This is a genomic window from Mariniflexile sp. (assembly GCF_052728615.1).
The window spans coordinates 20,064-36,705 of the sequence record NZ_JBFVFE010000001.1; the positions used below are offsets into that span (position 1 = coordinate 20,064).

The following is a 16,642-nucleotide window of genomic DNA, read 5'->3' on the forward strand; positions in this document are numbered from 1 at the left end:
ATTTCCTTAATTTTACCAAATAAATAATAAAAATAAAAAATAGTCAATATCCCGTGGGAAGTAAAAACAAATTAAGAAGATTTAAGGAAAACGAAACTTTTGCAAATGTATTTCAGCCAACAAGAGACGACCTGGTTAATAATCAATGCGCTTTAAAGGGAAGCTGGAATACATCTGTATTTAAAAACGAAAACCCTTTGGTGTTGGAATTGGGTTGTGGAAAAGGCGAATACTCCGTAGCATTGGCAAAAAAATATCCCGATAAAAATTTTATAGGCATCGATATTAAAGGTGCCCGTTTTTGGCGAGGTGCTAAAACTGCGGTAGAAGAAAACATTACTAACGTAGCATTTTTACGCACACAAATTGAACTTATAGATTATGCATTTGCCCAAAACGAAGTAGATGAAATCTGGATAACTTTCCCAGACCCTCAAATAAAATACAAGCGAACTAAACATCGTATGACCAACTCTGGGTTTTTAAAACGCTATAAAACCATACTAAAACCGGAAGGCGTTGTAAACTTAAAAACCGATAGCGAATTTATGCACGGTTATACCCTTGGGTTATTGCATGGCGAAGGGCATGAAGTGCTTTATGCAAACCATAATGTGTACAAGCAAGAAGGCAGCCCGCAGGAAGTTACGAGCATCCAAACCTTTTACGAATCGCAATATTTAGAACAAAACAAACCAATTACGTATATTCGGTTTAAAATTAAATAATTGTGGATGTAACCTTTATCTTCTTTTTAGGATTATTTGTGGCTTTAATAGGTGTTGTCCCACCGGGGTTGTTGAACATGACGGCGGCCAAAATAAGCTTGAAAGAAGGTCATGTTAGGGGGGTTATGTTCTCCATAGGTGTTTGCGTTATTGTTATAGCACAAACCTATTTGGCGGCTATTTTCGCAAGGTATTTAAGCAATCATGTAGAGGTGGTCGATATCTTTCAGCGTGTCGCATTTGTTATTTTTGTGCTTATAACGGTCTATTTTTTACTCATTGCCAAAAAGCAACCACCCCAGGTTGCGGAGCCTCGCATGAGGAGTAAACACAGTCGGTTTTTTCAAGGTGTTTTTTTATCCGGCATTAATGTATTTCCTATTCCGTATCAAGCTTATATGACCATTACTCTGGCATCCTTTGGATGGTTGGATTTTAGCCAGATTAGTATCATAGCGTATGTTGCCGGAGCTGCTATGGGAACCTTTGTGATGCTTTACGTGTATATTTTCTTTTTTGATAAAATTAAGGACAAGTCCATTTCCTCACAAAAAAGCATGAATTATTTAATAGGGGGCATTACCGGAATAATTTCGATTATCACACTGATCCATATCATCAAAGAAATGTAATGTATGCAACCAGAAACGTTGAATTTTTTCGATAAGGTTTACCAAGTTGCCAAATGTATTCCTTATGGTAGGGTTACAAGTTATGGCGCCATAGCCAGTTATTTGGGAGCTTCAAGAAGTGCGCGCATGGTGGGTTATGCCATGAATGGTTCGGTGGGTAAAGAGGTGCCGGCACATCGTGTGGTAAACAGAAAAGGATTGCTAACCGGAAAGCATCATTTTGATGGCACTAATTTAATGCAGCAACTTTTAGAAAGCGAGGGGATCAAAGTTGTTGACAATCAAATCCAAGATTTTGAAACCGTGTTTTGGGAGCCTTCCAAGGAACTGTAATTTTCAAATACCAAATACCACATTTGTAATTTTCTTCCCTTATTTCTTAATTTTTAAAACGAACTCATTTAAACTTTTTACAATTTGTAATACGGAAAACAGTAAATAAATTGCAGATTGTAAATTCTTTAACAAAAACAAAAACACTAAACTTTTGAAAACTAAAACTAAATATCATATGTAACTTTCCCCCTTTAGTTTATGTTTCAAGTTTTTAGAATCTTTCGTGAACAGTTTTGAATTAATTTTTTTCACGTTTAATTCCCCTAAGCTCTCCCTCGTTTCTTTTGATTGGAATTTGGAATTTTACCCCATTATTTCCTAATCCATCAAAAATTTACAAATAATTACAAATCTTGATGATTCATGGAAAAACAACATGTTCACATAAATCATTTCGATAAAAGCCCTTTAAAATCTAAACAATTCTCTCTATATTTGCATATTAGAATCATTCTTAATAATTAAATATTACAGGAAGCAGAAGCAAGATTTAGTCTTTCATTATCTTTATTCTTTTATCTGTTTTCCATTATCCTAAAAAAAATATGAAACTTAATAAAAAAGACATACTTAAAGCCTTGGAAAGTATTACGGTTGCTGGCGAAGGGCAAAACATGGTTGAAAGTGGCGCGGTAACCAATGTGATAACTTTTGGCGACGAGGTTATTGTGGATATCACGATTAAAAATCCGAGTCTACAGGCTAAAAAACGTACCGAAGTAGATATTTTAAAAACCATACACGAGCAGGTTTATGAAAAGGCCAAAATTACAGTGAACGTAAAAGTTAATGCGCCTGCTAAACCAGAAACAAACGTGATTAAAGGGAACTCAATTCCTGGCATCCAAAATATTATAGCAGTAGCATCGGGTAAAGGCGGTGTGGGCAAATCTACCATAACCGCAAATTTAGCAGTTTCTTTAGCTAAAATGGGTTTTAAAGTAGGAGTGTTGGATGCTGATATATATGGGCCCTCCATCCCCATTATGTTTGATGTGGAAGCTGAAAGGCCTTTAGCGGTTAATATGGATGGGAAATCCAAAATGAAACCTGTTGAGAATTATGGCGTAAAAGTTTTGTCCATTGGGTTTTTTACACAACCGGACCAAGCAGTGGTTTGGCGCGGGCCTATGGCAGCAAAAGCCTTAAACCAAATGATTTTTGATGCACATTGGGGCGAGTTGGATTTTATGCTTATTGATTTGCCTCCAGGAACGGGCGATATCCATCTAAGCATCATGCAATCGCTTCCCATTACTGGGGCTGTGGTTGTAAGTACACCTCAAAATATAGCCTTGGCAGATGCCAGAAAGGGGGTGGCCATGTTTCAACAAGAAAGTATAGATGTGCCAGTATTAGGAATTATAGAAAATATGGCATACTTTACGCCTGCCGAATTACCGGATTCTAAATACTATATTTTTGGTAAAGAAGGCGCTAAAAATTTAGCGGAGGATTTAAAAGTGCCCTTTTTAGGAGAAATACCTTTAGTGCAAAGTATAAGGGAAGCGGGTGATGTAGGACGTCCGGTGGCGTTACAAACAGCAACACCTTTAGAACGGGCTTTTGAAAAATTAGCACAAAATGTGGTGCAGGAAGTAGTAAATCGTAATGAGAATTTACCGCCAACCGAAGCTATAAAAATTACGGACATGGCTGGATGCGGAGCTGTTAAAAAGAAATAATCTATTTTGAAACTTTGTCAAAAGCTAAAAATAAATCGTCATTACGTCCCGATAGCTACCGGGAGAAGAGAAGAAGTAATCTGACTAATTTTTACAGATTGCTTCGTACCTTGCAATGACGTTAACTAGCATTTTTGAAACAGTTTCTTAAGTTGAAAAAAAAAGAAATAAATGACTACAGAAGAGTTAAGAGTCAATATTGAAAAAGCGCTGGACGAAATTCGTCCGTTTTTGCAAAGTGATGGCGGTGATATTTCATTATTATCTATTGAAGATAATGATACCTTGGTTAAGGTTCAGTTAAAAGGAGCTTGTGTAGGTTGCAGCGTGAATCAAATGACCTTAAAGTCCGGAGTTGAAATGACCATAAAAAAATATGCCCCTCAGATTGAAAGTGTCGTAAATGTGCTCAATGAGTAATAAAGAAAAAAAAAGAGGCTGTCAAAAGACGTTATTTTTAAGTTGTTAGGTTGAACTTGTCGAAACCAATTGCAGATTATCACTAAGTTGATATATTTTGACAGAGGCCTGTGCTGAGCGAAGTCGAAGTACTCAATATGACATAGAACTATACTTTTGAGAAAGCCTCTTTTTCATCTTTTTGTTTATATTGTTTTTTTTCTCGCCTTTAAAAAGTATCTAAATTATTGGCAAGTTCAAAACGTCTTATTTCTAAAATAATCTTCAAAACAATAAGGCATTACAATACTGTTGACTTCCAAATAGATCATTTTTTAATTAGCTAGAACAACAAAATTATTTAGTGATATAAAAATAAATATGTAAATTTAACAAAACTAAAATTTAAATAAAATGGCAAGTAACGAGTTTAAAAAGGGCATAAAATTCTCTTTTAACAATAGTATTGATTATAATGATAAAGCAGTAGTAAGTAAACATATTTTAAAAAAAGATAATGGAAATATTTCATTATTTGCTTTTGATAAAGGAGAAGGATTAAGTGAGCATACCACACCTTTTGATGCCTTGGTTTATATAGTTGACGGAAAATCGGAAATTACTATTAATGGTGTCTCAACTATTTTAGAAGCTAATGAAACAATAGTAATGCCTGCAAAAGTTCCGCACGCTTTAAAAGCTGTAGAAAAATTTAAAATGGTTTTAACTATGATAAAATGAAAATTTAATATATGGCGATTAAAAGGCACCAATCTTTACAGGAATTTTCTAAAGACCATTATCAGGCGTTATTACTTTGTTGAAAAATTAAAGTTGGACTGTCAAAAGAAATAGCACTGAATAGAATTAAAGTATATATTGAACCCATCTTGACTTTTTCTATTTCCAAACAAATTTTAACCAAAGTCGTATCAACTGCCTTATCAAAAACCACCTTTCTATATTTTGAAGGACAGACAAAATGATAAAGCAATACTGTAACAGTATGCGATTTGTTCATGTATTGACTCTCTGCTATAAGTAAATATAATATTTACGCTGCAAGCTGCGGGGAATTAAACCCTAAGAGATTAAATATTTACATTTATGCACTTTTCAGGTTGACGGAAATTTCACTTTTCAAACAGCTTGTTTTTGTGAATTTAAGATTTTTTTAAGGAAAAACTAATGTTAAAACAATTCCTATCAGAAAAAAGCCGAAATAACGGTGTATAATTCTCAAATAAAAATTTGTTGATTTTTTATTGTTCATAAATTACTATTTACTATTGTTTTAATTGAACTCATCTTGACTTTTTGTTTTTAACCGAATCCCGATATATCGGGATGTTCAGATGAGTCTATTTTTGAAAGGCATAGCATCGTTACGCATAAGAAAATAGACGAAATATGGGCGAATTTCAGCCATTTTTTAGGAAATAGAAAAAGTTAAGATGAGTTCGATATTCATTTTTTGGAGATTGGAACAGATAAGAATCATGTACATTTTTTACTTCAATCAGTTCCAATGCAAAGTCCAACTCAGATTATAAAGATGCTTAAGAGCATAGCAGCAAGAGAAATTTTTGAAAAGCATCTGGAATTTTTTGGTCAAGCGGATACTTTGTGAATACAGTTAGCAAATTCGGAGATGAAAGTGCCATATCCAAATATGCTCGAAATCAAGGAATGGAAAAAAATTATGATATTTTGCACAAGGTAAAACAATTAGCGTTGTTCTGATTTTTTAGATACATCGTATGCTTGCATCGAGGTAGTTCATTTGAAGATTAGCAAATATTGTATTTTACAAAATTAACCTTAATTATTAGTTAATGTTTAAAACACTGTAATAATTATATTTATCTTTAGATAGGATTACCAATATAGATATGGGTTCTGGATACTTTCAAGAGTTACATGAAATTTATTAGAACCCATCCTAACTTTAAAAGGAAAAAGATGAGTATGTCTTCTACAATAACTACAGATGTCTTAATAATTGGAGGTGGACCTTCAGGATTGGCTACTTCAATCCATTTAGCCAATAAATTAAAAAGCAAAGCCCTTAACAACAGGATCATATTAATAGAAAAAGGAAGTTCTATTGGAAGCCATATTTTGTCCGGAGCGGTCATTAAACCTGCAGTTTTTAAAGAACTACTGCCTGAAATTGATTTTTCTGAAATTCCGTTTAATGCAAAAGTAACCAAAGACAGTACTGTTTTTTTAAGGGAAAACAGCCATATAAAATTACCGATTCATGTTCCGTATATGAATAACATGGGAAATTATATTGGCTCTTTGGGGCAAATTTGCAAATATTTAGCAGAAAAAGCTGAAGAAAAAGGCGTAGAAATTTATACGGGTTTTGCACTAGATGAAATTTTGTATAAAAACGGAAAAGTTATTGGAGCCAAAACAAAGGATACAGGCATTGACCACAATGGACAACAATTGGAAAATTTTCAAGAAGGAAATCGCATTGAGGCTAAAATTACCATCTTCGCAGAAGGGACTCGTGGCAGTCTAACAAAAATGCTTATTGAAAAATTTAAACTGGATCAAGGTAAAAACAAGGAAATTTATTCATTGGGCTGTAAAGAAATTTGGGCCCTTCCCGAAGGTAATATAGCTGCTGGTCAAGTATTCCATACTATGGGATATCCTTTAAACAGTAAGGAATTTGGAGGAGGGTTTATTTATGGATTAAAGGATAACAAAGTTGCGCTGGGTTTGGTTGTTGGGCTTGATTATAAAGATCCTACTTTTAATGTTCATGCGGCATTTCAAATATGGAAAACCAGCTCGTTTGTTTCAAAAATTTTGAAAGGTGGTAAATTATTGGAGTTTGGAGCAAAAACTTTACCAGAAGGAGGTTATTATGCCATTCCAAAATTATATGTTGACAATGCCATGATAGTTGGCGATAGCGCAGGCTTTGTTACAATGCCAGCACTTAAAGGCATTCATTTAGCTATTAAGTCCGGAATGTTGGCCGCAGAAACGGCGAGTATTGCTTTGGCTTCAAACGATACATCGGCCAAAAGCCTACAACACTATGAAAGTTTAATTAAAAACAGTTTCATTCATAAGGAAATGTATCCCGTTCGTAACTTCCGTCAGGGATTTTCCAAAGGACTTATTGTTGGGGGCTTACATTTTTTAACACAGCTCATTACAGGTGGTGCCGGTTTATTTGGAAAACTCACAACACATGCCGACAGTGAAACAACATCAAAGCTTAATGAATTTAAAAAGAAAACCTTTAAAGAACGGTTTAAAGGAAAATTGGAATTTGATAAAGTTTTAACTTTCGATAAGGTTACCGATGTATTTTATTCAAGAGCAAACCATGATGAAGAACAGCTTGTTCATTTACATGTTAACAATCCGGAAAAATTCAAAGATGTCAACATCAAGCAATATGGAGCACCTTGCCAATATTTTTGTCCGGCAGAAGTTTACGAGATTCACTTAAGCCAAGAAGGACATCAGGAATTAAGAATACACGCAGAAAATTGTGTGCACTGTAAAACCTGTGACATCAAGTCGCCCGAAAATGGAATTACATGGGTAATCCCAAATGGAGGCAATGGTCCTGAATACGAAAACATGTAATAATTAAAGAATAAACTGCTATGGCACTAACAATAATAAGTTTAATAAAACAAGTACCGATTCCAAGTGAAATGAGAATGGGAGACGATGGTTTGATGGACAGAACAAAAGCAAAATCAATAATCAATATTGATTGTCAGTTTGGTTTAGAAGCAGGTTTGCAACTCAAAAAGCAATATCCCGATGCCCGATTAATCGTTTGCTCTATGGGACCTAAAACCTTTAATAAGGCCCTTCAAAAAGCAATTTCCATGGGTTATGACGATGCCTATCTTTTATCAGACCGAAAACTTGGTGGGAGTGATACTTTTGCTACCGGATTAGCTATTGCTACAATGCTCAAGCATTTAGGGTTTGATAAAAATTCAAAAGACCCATTTATTGTTTTAGCAGGTAGGCAAACCAGTGATGGAGACACAGCTCATGTTCCTTCGCAAGTGGCTGAAAACATCGGCGTTCCGCAGGCCACATTTGTTGAAAGCCTAAAAGCCGATGGCAATGGGAATGTCATTGCAAAAAGAATTATTGAAGGAGGTTATCAAATGATGAAGTTGCCAATTCCTTGTGTGATATCTATGACACCTACCGGAATTCCACCACGCAAACCTTCATTGATTGGCGTAATAAAAGCAAGGCATTTAGAAATCACCACTTTTGGAATTGACGATATTGGATTGGGAACAGAAAAAATTGGTATTAGTGGTTCGCCAACCATAGTAGCAAAAGTAGTTAGCATTGTAAGTGAACGACCACCCGTTACAATGTCCGAAGGACACAATGAAGCTGAATTGGTAGATAACATGATTTCTAACTTTAAAAAAGGAGGGAATGTACTGGAGAAACAAGAATTGGATTCAAAAAAAGATATAGAACGTCCAGATTTTCCGGAAAAAGACTTTCGAAATGGTGCCAAAGGAATTCTTACTTGGGCAGAACTCACCAATGGTAAAATTTCCACACCATCATTAGAGTTGTTAACTCCGGCAAAGGAATTGGCAAAACAATTGGGCAACGATACCAAAGTGACGACTTTAGTTATAGGTAAAAAGGTTCAGCATTTGGCTCAAACTTTTATTGAACACGGTTCAGATGAAGTTATTTTTGTTGAAAATGATAAACTTGAAGAATATCTAGTGCTTCCTTTTACCTCTATTTTTGATCAAGTCATTAAATTAAAAAACCCTGAAATCGCATTGTTTGCAGCAACTACGTCCGGCCGTGAATTGGCGCCTCGAATTGGCTCAAGATCAAAAAGTGGAGTCACCGCAGACTGCACAGCATTAGAAATTGGAGAATATGTAAATAAAAAGGAAAAGGTAATTTACAAGCCAATTCTTGAATCACGACGCCCAACTTATGGTGAAAGTAAACTGGCAACAATTTTAGGATTTGATTGTCCTCAAATTTCAACCGTACGAGGAGGTACGTTTAAAGTTCCAAAAGAGGTTGTTGGCCGCCAAGGCATTATTTCCAGCTTTAAGCCTGTACTTGAAAATTTAGATTTTGCTGTTGAGATCATTGAAACTGTTATAGGTGAAGGCGGATTACAAAACCTATTTAAAGCAGATATTATTGTTGATGGAGGCAGTGGAACCACTGTTGATGGATTAGCACTAGTTAAAAAATTAACAGAAGAACTACAAAACCAAGGAATTAACGCAGAATGGGCTTGTTCTCGTGTAGTTGTTGACCAAGGTATTGCAGAATATGCTAGACAAATTGGACAAACAGGGAAAACGGTTCGCCCTAAAGTGTATATTGCCGTTGGGGTATCTGGGGCAATTCAACACATTGCTGGTATGAAAGAGTCTGAAAAGATAATTGCAATCAATCACAATCCAAAAGCATTTGTTTTTAACTATGTAGATTTTGGAATTGTTGGAGAATACCAAGATATTTTGCCTGTATTAATTGAGCGTGTAAAGGCAGGGTTTACTTTCGGGATTGAACCAGAAACCAAAGAAAAAGCAAAGGCAATTACCGCTAACCTTAACCAATGATTTTTTCTCGTCTTAAAAAAGTATCTAAATTATCTATCAGCAGCATCAAAACAATTACTAACGTTTGAAATTTCATTGGAAAAGCGCTGGACGAAATTCGTCCCTTTTTGCAAAGTGACGGTGGCGATATCTCTTTATTGTCTATTGAAGATAATGATACCTTGGTTAAGGTTCAGTTACAGGGTGCATGCGTTGGGTGCAGTGTAAATCAAATGACCTTAAAGTCTGGAGTTGAAATGACCATAAAAAAGTACGCGCCCCAAATAGAGCGCGTACTTAATATTCAAGCTTAAGAATTAAAAAAAGTTAGACAGTTAAATGATTTTTTGCTGTCTTAAAAACGTATCCAAGCTATCTGCAATATCAAAACAATTGTTGATTTTTGAAACATTATTGCAATATTTTGAATCTAAATCTGGGGAAGATTTACAATCAAAATCTGATAAATTCACTTTTTCGAATTCTTTATTGATAAGTTTGCATTGCCGGTAAAGGCTATCTATCGTTTTGTATTCTCTGGGGTCAACATCATTTTTCAAAAGAAAGCCTCTTAAATAGTTTTCAATGGCAAATTGGGAATTCTTGCAAACTAAAAAGGTAACAATATCTTCTTCTGGCTTGAAAAGTTCTTTATTGGCCTGATTTAATTTTTGGGCAGCATTTAAAAAAAATTTATTAGCGTCGTTTTCCATAATAAATAAATTTATATTGAACTCGGTTAACTACAAGTATTATAAACTCTCCATGCCTTAAATGATAGCATGGAGAATTTATTTTTAAAACGCATGTGCAATTCAAACATGGTTACATATCTCTATAAAGTTCTAAACGTTCCCATTTAGAATTAACCTCGGTTTGGGCTTGCTCAAGAAGCTTAGCTCCAAGTTCTGCATCGTCTTTAACAACTCTAGTAAAACGGGTTTCATTATACATAAAGTCTTTTAGAGGAATTGATGGCGCTTTAGAATCGAGCCTAAATTTCTTGCCTTTTGGTAACGAAGGGTTAAATCTAAACAATGGCCAATAACCGGATTCAACGGCTTTTTCTTGTTGTTCTACACCATGTTTCAACTCATAACCATGTTCGATACATGGCGAATAAGCAATAATTACAGAAGGTCCAGGATACGCAGCCGCTTCTTCTATGGCTTTGAGCGTTTGTAAATCTTTGGCGCCAATGGCCACTTGTGCTACATATACGTTTTGGTAAGAAATTGCTTGTAATGCTAAGCTTTTCTTACTGGTTCGTTTGCCTGATACCGAGAATTTGGCACTGGCACCTAATGGCGTTGCTTTTGATGTTTGGCCACCGGTATTGGAATATACTTCGGTATCTAAAATCATGATATTAATATCTTCTCCAGAGGCTAAAACATGATCGACACCGCCATATCCAATATCGTATGCCCAACCATCGCCACCAAGAATCCAAACAGCTTTTTTGCGTAAGTATTCAGTTAAATGATTTAACTTAATGGCATCTTCGTTATCAATAATTTCCAATGTTTTTTTAAGTTCTAAAATATCGGCGTGTTTTTTGGCTTTTTCGGTTTCAGTTTCTTCAGTATTATTTAAAATAGAATCCACAATTTCACTGCCTACCAATAATTCTAGCGATTTTAATAAATCAACCGCTATTTCCTGTTTTTTAGTAAGTGCCAATCGCATGCCCAAACCAAATTCGGCATTATCTTCAAATAGTGAGTTTGCCCATGCCGGCCCTCTGCCAAAAGCATTGGCTTTGTATGGTGTTGATGGTAAATTTCCGCCATAAATGGATGAGCACCCAGTTGCATTCGCTATTAAAATGCTATCGCCATACAATTGGGTAAGCAATTTAATATAGGTTGTTTCGCCACAGCCAGAACAAGCACTAGAGAACTCAAATAATGGTTCTAAAAACTGTGATCCTTTTATGTTGGTAATTTGCAATTCGTTTCTATCGTAGTAAGGAAGGTTAACAAAATAATCCCAGTTAATGGCTTCTTCTGTTTTAACATCCAGTTTTTTCCTCATGTTAATGGATTTGAAATCTTCAACCTCTTTACTAACGGCAGGACAAACCGCTACACATAAATCGCAACCGGTACAATCTTCCGGAGACACTTGCAACACATACGATTCTTTTTCGCTATCAAAAGGCCGTCCTTTTGCAGGAACCGCTTTTAACGATGCAGGAGCATCTGCTAAAATACCGTTTGAAACAACTTTAGAACGGATGGCTGCATGCGGACAAATAACCACACATTTATTACATTGCGTACATAGGTTTTCATCGTCCCAAACAGGAATAAAATCGGCAATACCACGTTTTTCGTATTGTGTGGTTCCAGTTGGGAACGTGCCATCAATGGGGAATGCGCTTACGGGAAGTTCGTCGCCATTACCTGCCAAAATTCTTTCCAATACTTCTTTAACAAATCCGTCAGGGGCATCGGTCATCGCAGACAATAAAGGCTTAGCGCTGCTTGACGCTTTAGGATACGCCACTTTTTGCAGATTTTCAATAGCTTTATCCACTGCATTAAAATTCATTTTCACCATTTTTTCCCCTTTATGGGAATACGATTTTATAATGGCGTCTTTAATTTTTTGAATAGCCTCTTCTTTTGGTAAAATCCCTGAAATTGCAAAAAAACAGGTTTGCAGCACCGTATTGGCGCGTTTGCCCAAATGGGCATCTTGAGCTACTTTACTGGCATCGACAATGTAAAATTCAGCTTGTTTTTTAATGATTTCCTTTTGAATTTTACCTGGTAATTCGTTCCAGATTTCATCTTTTGGAAATGGGGAGTTTAATAAAAATGTGCCACCTTGTTTTAGGTCGGACAGCATATTGTGTTTTTCAATAAAATTAAACTGATGGCATGCTATAAAATCGGCCTTATCAATTAAATAGGTAGAATGGATGGGGTCTGGGCCAAAACGCAAATGCGAAATGGTTCGGGCACCCGCTTTTTTAGAGTCGTAAACAAAGTAACCTTGCACATAATTATCGGTGGTTTCTCCAATAATTTTAATCGAGTTTTTGTTGGCTCCCACCGTACCGTCAGCGCCTAAACCATAAAACATGCAGTTAATGGTATTGCGTTTTATGGCAAAATCTTCATCAATCTCTAAATTGGTAAAAGTAACATCGTCGATAATTCCAACGGTAAAATGGTTTTTAGGTTTGGCTTTTAATAATTCGTCATAAATACCTTTTACCATTCTGGGGTTGAATTCTTTAGAAGACAATCCATAACGTCCACCAACTACTTGGGGCATGGTTCTGCCACTTTCATTCAGTGCTGTAATAACATCCAAATATAAGGGCTCGCCAATACTTCCAGGTTCCTTGGTCCTGTCTAAAACAGCTATTTTTTTAACGGTTTCAGGAAGTGCTGTTGCAAATCTCTCAATTGAAAAAGGCCTGAACAAACGAATTAATAAAGCACCCACTTTTTCGCCGTTGTTAACCATTTCATTGACCGTTTCCTTAACGGCGCCTTCGCCTGAACCCATAATGATGATAACACGTTCTGCTTCCGGATGCCCGATGTAATCGAATAAGTTATAGCGCCGCCCAGTATGGGCGTAAAATTCGTCCATGGTTTTTCTAACTATTTCCGGCACGCTTTCGTAATATAAATTGGCAGCTTCACGTGCTTGGAAAAACACATCGGGGTTTTGCGATGTACCTCTAACAACAGGATGGTCAGGATCTAAAGAACGTTTTTTGTGCTCCATAATTTGGCCCTCTGGCATCATTGCTTTAATAATACTATCAGGAATGGCATCTATTTTTGAAATTTCATGGGATGTTCTAAAACCATCAAATATATTAAGGAAAGGCACCCTTGATTTTAATGTGGCCACTTGGGAAATGAGAGCAAAATCTTGCGCTTCTTGAACCGAACTTCCAAATAGCATAGCAAAGCCTGTTTGCCTTGTTGCCATAACATCGGAATGGTCGCCAAAAATAGAAAGTGCATGGGTAGCTATGGTTCTTGCCGCAACATGGATAACAGTTGGTAATAATTCGCCCGCTATTTTGTACATGTTAGGGATCATTAAAAGCAACCCTTGCGATGCGGTAAAGGTAGTGGTCAATGCGCCTGCTTGCAATGAACCATGGACTGCACCAGCAGCACCACCTTCACTTTGCATCTCAACGATTCTTGGAATATTGTTCCATATATTTTTTTGTCCTTCCGAACTGTAAACATCAACGTGTTCGCCCATTGGAGAAGCAGGGGTAATGGGGTAAATAGCACAAATCTCATTGGTTTTATGGGCTATCCTTGCAACCGCTTCGTTGGCGTCGCAGATTAGTTTTTCAAACTCTTTTTCCATAATAGACATATTTTAATTAATCTCACATTTTTATATGTTGCAGATGTGAAATTATAAACTATTTAGCTCAATTTCTATGACTTATGTCAGTTAATCAATTTTTAGTGCTGTGATCCTGTACTTATTTTTTGGGTGTACGCCAAATTTCCCTAAAACCGGAATCTTGACCCTGCAAGGTTCTGGAAACCTGGTAGGTCTTGAAGGGTGAATCCGGGGTCAAAACAAGGTCTTAAAGTATCCCGTAGGTTTCGTCCACATTCAGGGTTGTTAGTGGGAACCATATTTGTTATCGGACGAATTCCTAAAAAGGGAAATTTGTTGACACCCTATTTTTTCGAATGACCTCTGAATTTGATTGTTCTTTGTATAAGGAAGATGGCACATTCTTTTTGAAAAAAAAAATGGAACTATCAGACTTTTGTCGAAACAGTTCCACCAATCAAAATGTTCAATGAAAATATAGCGCTATAAAGTAATACAACGTTATAAAGAAATTTTAAAAAAGACAGGTATTATATTCCTGTTTATTCGCCGTGCAACCAAGCCTTTTTGTTAAGTAAAGCATCTTCAGTCTCGACATGGTTTGTGTCGGGTACGCAACAATCAACCGGACAAACAGAAGCACATTGTGGCTCGTCATGAAACCCCTTGCATTCTGTGCATTTTTCAGGAACAATAAAATAAAATTCATCTGAAATAGGGTCGTTTTCCGCATCAGCATCAACTTCTCCACCGCTAGGAAGTTTTACTATGCCTTTTAATGCTGTTTCATCGGCATAGGCCCATGCCTGATCTGGTTCGTAAATTGCATTGTTAGGACACTCTGATATGCAGGCATCACAGTTTATGCATTCGTCTGTTATTATAATTGCCATAATTTGTATAGTTTAAAATGAGTAAACATTTGTAAAAATATATTTCATTTTAGAATTTTAATGTGACAAATATCATATTTCAAATTAAAAAGTGAAATTATCTTTGAAATTTATGTACACTATTTATCGGTTTTTTGATAAATTTAGTTAATTTTTTCAAATTATTACAATTTATGACAACAGCAAAAGCAGATCGCGAATCAGAATTACTAAAGGCGGTTATTATTAGGTTTGTCGGAGATTCTGGCGATGGCATGCAGTTAACGGGCACCCAGTTTTCAGATACCTCTGCCATGTTTGGTAATGATATAGCAACTTTTCCTAATTATCCTTCAGAAATTAGAGCGCCCCAAGGAAGCCTTTATGGGGTTTCGGGTTTCCAGGTGCATATAGGCAGTGTAGAGATAAGTACACCGGGCGATGAATTGGATTTGCTGGTTGCCATGAACCCTGCGGGGTTAAAAACAAATTTGTATGCAGTAAAACCCGGGCATACTATTATTGTTGACACCGATGCCTTCAACAAGAAAAATTTAGAAAAAGCACAGTACAGCTCAAACCCATTGGAAGATGGTAGTTTGGAAAACTACAGGGTTATCCAGGTGGCCATGTCCTCGTTAACTAAAGAGGCACTAAAAAATATTGAAGGTTTAGACAATAAAGATATTGCGCGAACAAAAAACATGTTTGCTTTAGGAATGGTTTATTGGATGTACAATAGATCGACAAACCACACCATAGATTTTTTGAATAAAAAATTTAAAGCAAAACCACATATCATTGAAGCAAATACCAAAGTGCTCAACACAGGTTTTTATTTTGCTGAAACCTTGGAGTTGATTCCGAACGCATATACTATTTCACCGGCTAAAATGCCAGCAGGAACCTATAGAATCATTATGGGCAATACCGCTACAGCCTGGGGTTTTTTGGCCGCTGCGGAAAAAGCGGGATTGGAACTGTTTTTGGGTTCTTATCCAATTACGCCAGCAACAGATATTTTGCATGAATTGGTAAAACACAAGCATTTTGGTGTAAAGGCATTTCAGGCCGAAGATGAAATTGCCGGAATAACCTCAGCAATAGGCGCTTCGTTTGCGGGCGATCTGGCCATTACAACAACTTCTGGCCCTGGTTTAGCATTGAAAGGAGAGGCCATAGGGTTGGCTATGATGATTGAAACACCTTTAGTTGTTGTTAATGTGCAGCGCGGAGGGCCATCAACAGGGTTACCTACCAAAACAGAACAATCCGATTTATTACAAGCACTCTATGGTAGAAACGGCGAAAGCCCTGTAATAGTTTTAGCGGCAAGTACCCCTGCTAACTGTTTTGATATGGCTTATGAAGCGGCAAAACTTTCTGTTGAGCACATGACTCCTGTAATTTTATTAACAGATGGTTACATAGCCAATGGTTCGGCGCCATGGAAAGTTAAAAGCGTTAACGAAATGCCCGAAATTAAAAATAATATTTTAAAACAGGCTGCTGATGGTTGGCATCCTTATGATAGAGATGAACAAACACTTGCCAGGAAGTGGCCTATTCCGGGAACCAAGGGTTTAGAGCACCGTATTGGTGGTTTAGAAAAAGATAGAGTGACCGGAAATGTGTCGTATGTTCCGGAAAACCATGAATACATGACTAAAATCAGGGCCGAAAAAATAAAACGCGTTCAAAATTACATCCCAGACTTAACCACCGAGTTTGCCAGCAGTGGCGATTTATTGGTTATTGGCTGGGGCGGTACTTATGGGTCGTTGCATTCAGCAGTCAAACATATTAATGAAGCAGGGTATAAGCATATAGGTTATGCGCATTTTAAATATATAAATCCGCTGCCTAAAAACACAGAGGCCATTTTAAAACAGTTTAAAAAAATTGTGGTCTGCGAATTAAATAGTGGCCAGTTTGCCAAAGTATTAAAAATGAACTTTAATGGATTGCCCTTGTCTCAATTTAATAAAATACAAGGATTGCCATTTGGAAACAATGAATTAATTGAAACATTTAAACAATTGGTTAAATAAC

Annotated in this window: 13 protein-coding genes and 2 pseudogenes; 11 read left to right on the forward strand and 4 right to left on the reverse strand. The window is 36.4% G+C overall.

Features of this window, described 5'->3' with window-relative positions; genetic code table 11:
* Positions 1 to 53: 53 nt before the first annotated feature.
* From trmB to ACU1LP_RS00135, 6 genes are all read left to right on the forward strand, one after another.
* Positions 54 to 728, forward strand: a complete 675-nt coding sequence (gene trmB, locus ACU1LP_RS00110; protein WP_445734056.1) for a tRNA (guanosine(46)-N7)-methyltransferase TrmB — start codon at positions 54 to 56, stop codon at positions 726 to 728.
* Positions 729 to 730: 2 nt separating this feature from the next.
* On the forward strand, positions 731 to 1,360 hold the full coding sequence (locus tag ACU1LP_RS00115) for a LysE family transporter (protein ID WP_445734057.1): 630 nt from the start codon (positions 731 to 733) through the stop codon (positions 1,358 to 1,360).
* A 3-nt stretch (positions 1,361 to 1,363) separates the two neighbouring features.
* Positions 1,364 to 1,693 carry an MGMT family protein gene (locus ACU1LP_RS00120; protein WP_445734058.1) on the forward strand — a complete coding sequence of 110 codons (330 nt, stop codon included), beginning with the start codon at positions 1,364 to 1,366 and terminating at the stop codon, positions 1,691 to 1,693.
* 548 nt (positions 1,694 to 2,241) lie between these two features.
* Positions 2,242 to 3,381, forward strand: coding sequence for a P-loop NTPase (locus tag ACU1LP_RS00125; RefSeq protein ID WP_445734059.1), 1,140 nt, complete (start codon positions 2,242 to 2,244; stop codon positions 3,379 to 3,381).
* A 171-nt stretch (positions 3,382 to 3,552) separates the two neighbouring features.
* Complete coding sequence (locus tag ACU1LP_RS00130; protein ID WP_445734060.1) at positions 3,553 to 3,801, forward strand: NifU family protein; 249 nt, start codon at positions 3,553 to 3,555, stop codon at positions 3,799 to 3,801.
* 393 nt (positions 3,802 to 4,194) lie between these two features.
* A complete protein-coding gene (locus ACU1LP_RS00135; protein ID WP_445734061.1) occupies positions 4,195 to 4,521 on the forward strand; it encodes a cupin domain-containing protein in 327 nt (108 codons plus the stop codon).
* Between the two features lie 154 nt (positions 4,522 to 4,675).
* On the opposite strand, the pseudogene ACU1LP_RS00140 reads toward ACU1LP_RS00135, so the two are convergent.
* Positions 4,676 to 4,801: pseudogene (locus ACU1LP_RS00140) on the reverse strand (IS200/IS605 family transposase); the annotation flags it as partial.
* Between the two features lie 432 nt (positions 4,802 to 5,233).
* Between ACU1LP_RS00140 and tnpA the strand changes: the two are divergent.
* The 4 genes and pseudogenes from tnpA to ACU1LP_RS00160 all read left to right on the forward strand — a co-directional run.
* A pseudogene (tnpA, locus tag ACU1LP_RS00145) lies at positions 5,234 to 5,523 on the forward strand (IS200/IS605 family transposase); the annotation flags it as partial.
* A gap of 225 nt (positions 5,524 to 5,748) precedes the next feature.
* Positions 5,749 to 7,401, forward strand: coding sequence for a 4Fe-4S dicluster domain-containing protein (locus tag ACU1LP_RS00150; protein WP_445734062.1), 1,653 nt, complete (start codon positions 5,749 to 5,751; stop codon positions 7,399 to 7,401).
* A gap of 20 nt (positions 7,402 to 7,421) precedes the next feature.
* Positions 7,422 to 9,401 (forward strand): FAD-binding protein, encoded by a 1,980-nt coding sequence (locus ACU1LP_RS00155; protein ID WP_445735231.1) that lies wholly within the window; start codon positions 7,422 to 7,424, stop codon positions 9,399 to 9,401.
* 74 nt (positions 9,402 to 9,475) lie between these two features.
* Entirely contained in the window at positions 9,476 to 9,694 is a 219-nt protein-coding gene (locus tag ACU1LP_RS00160; RefSeq protein WP_445735322.1) for a NifU family protein, read from the forward strand.
* 21 nt (positions 9,695 to 9,715) lie between these two features.
* Here the strand turns inward: ACU1LP_RS00160 and ACU1LP_RS00165 are convergent, their stop codons facing one another.
* The 3 genes from ACU1LP_RS00165 to ACU1LP_RS00175 form a co-directional block, all read right to left on the reverse strand.
* On the reverse strand, positions 9,716 to 10,093 hold the full coding sequence (locus tag ACU1LP_RS00165; protein ID WP_445735232.1) for a HEPN domain-containing protein: 378 nt from the start codon (positions 10,091 to 10,093) through the stop codon (positions 9,716 to 9,718).
* A 112-nt stretch (positions 10,094 to 10,205) separates the two neighbouring features.
* Positions 10,206 to 13,736, reverse strand: coding sequence for a pyruvate:ferredoxin (flavodoxin) oxidoreductase (nifJ, locus tag ACU1LP_RS00170; RefSeq protein WP_445735233.1), 3,531 nt, complete (start codon positions 13,734 to 13,736; stop codon positions 10,206 to 10,208).
* 524 nt (positions 13,737 to 14,260) lie between these two features.
* Positions 14,261 to 14,611, reverse strand: a complete 351-nt coding sequence (locus ACU1LP_RS00175; RefSeq protein ID WP_445734100.1) for a 4Fe-4S dicluster domain-containing protein — start codon at positions 14,609 to 14,611, stop codon at positions 14,261 to 14,263.
* 173 nt (positions 14,612 to 14,784) lie between these two features.
* Here ACU1LP_RS00175 and ACU1LP_RS00180 point away from each other — a divergent pair, with 173 nt between their 5' ends.
* Complete coding sequence (locus ACU1LP_RS00180) at positions 14,785 to 16,641, forward strand: 2-oxoacid:acceptor oxidoreductase subunit alpha (RefSeq protein WP_445734101.1); 1,857 nt, start codon at positions 14,785 to 14,787, stop codon at positions 16,639 to 16,641.
* Position 16,642 lies beyond the last annotated feature (1 nt).

What these genes read in the sequence shown, in the direction of transcription:
- ACU1LP_RS00130 (WP_445734060.1), top strand. Translation starts at nt 3,553, where the DNA reads ATGACTACAGAAGAGTTAAGAGTCAATATTGAAAAAGCGCTGGACGAA.
- nifJ (WP_445735233.1), bottom strand. Translation starts at nt 13,736, where the DNA reads ATGGAAAAAGAGTTTGAAAAACTAATCTGCGACGCCAACGAAGCGGTT.
- ACU1LP_RS00120 (WP_445734058.1), top strand. Translation starts at nt 1,364, where the DNA reads ATGCAACCAGAAACGTTGAATTTTTTCGATAAGGTTTACCAAGTTGCC.
- ACU1LP_RS00150 (WP_445734062.1), top strand. Translation starts at nt 5,749, where the DNA reads ATGTCTTCTACAATAACTACAGATGTCTTAATAATTGGAGGTGGACCT.
- ACU1LP_RS00165 (WP_445735232.1), bottom strand. Translation starts at nt 10,093, where the DNA reads ATGGAAAACGACGCTAATAAATTTTTTTTAAATGCTGCCCAAAAATTA.
- ACU1LP_RS00175 (WP_445734100.1), bottom strand. Translation starts at nt 14,611, where the DNA reads ATGGCAATTATAATAACAGACGAATGCATAAACTGTGATGCCTGCATA.
- ACU1LP_RS00135 (WP_445734061.1), top strand. Translation starts at nt 4,195, where the DNA reads ATGGCAAGTAACGAGTTTAAAAAGGGCATAAAATTCTCTTTTAACAAT.
- ACU1LP_RS00180 (WP_445734101.1), top strand. Translation starts at nt 14,785, where the DNA reads ATGACAACAGCAAAAGCAGATCGCGAATCAGAATTACTAAAGGCGGTT.
- ACU1LP_RS00155 (WP_445735231.1), top strand. Translation starts at nt 7,422, where the DNA reads ATGGCACTAACAATAATAAGTTTAATAAAACAAGTACCGATTCCAAGT.
- ACU1LP_RS00125 (WP_445734059.1), top strand. Translation starts at nt 2,242, where the DNA reads ATGAAACTTAATAAAAAAGACATACTTAAAGCCTTGGAAAGTATTACG.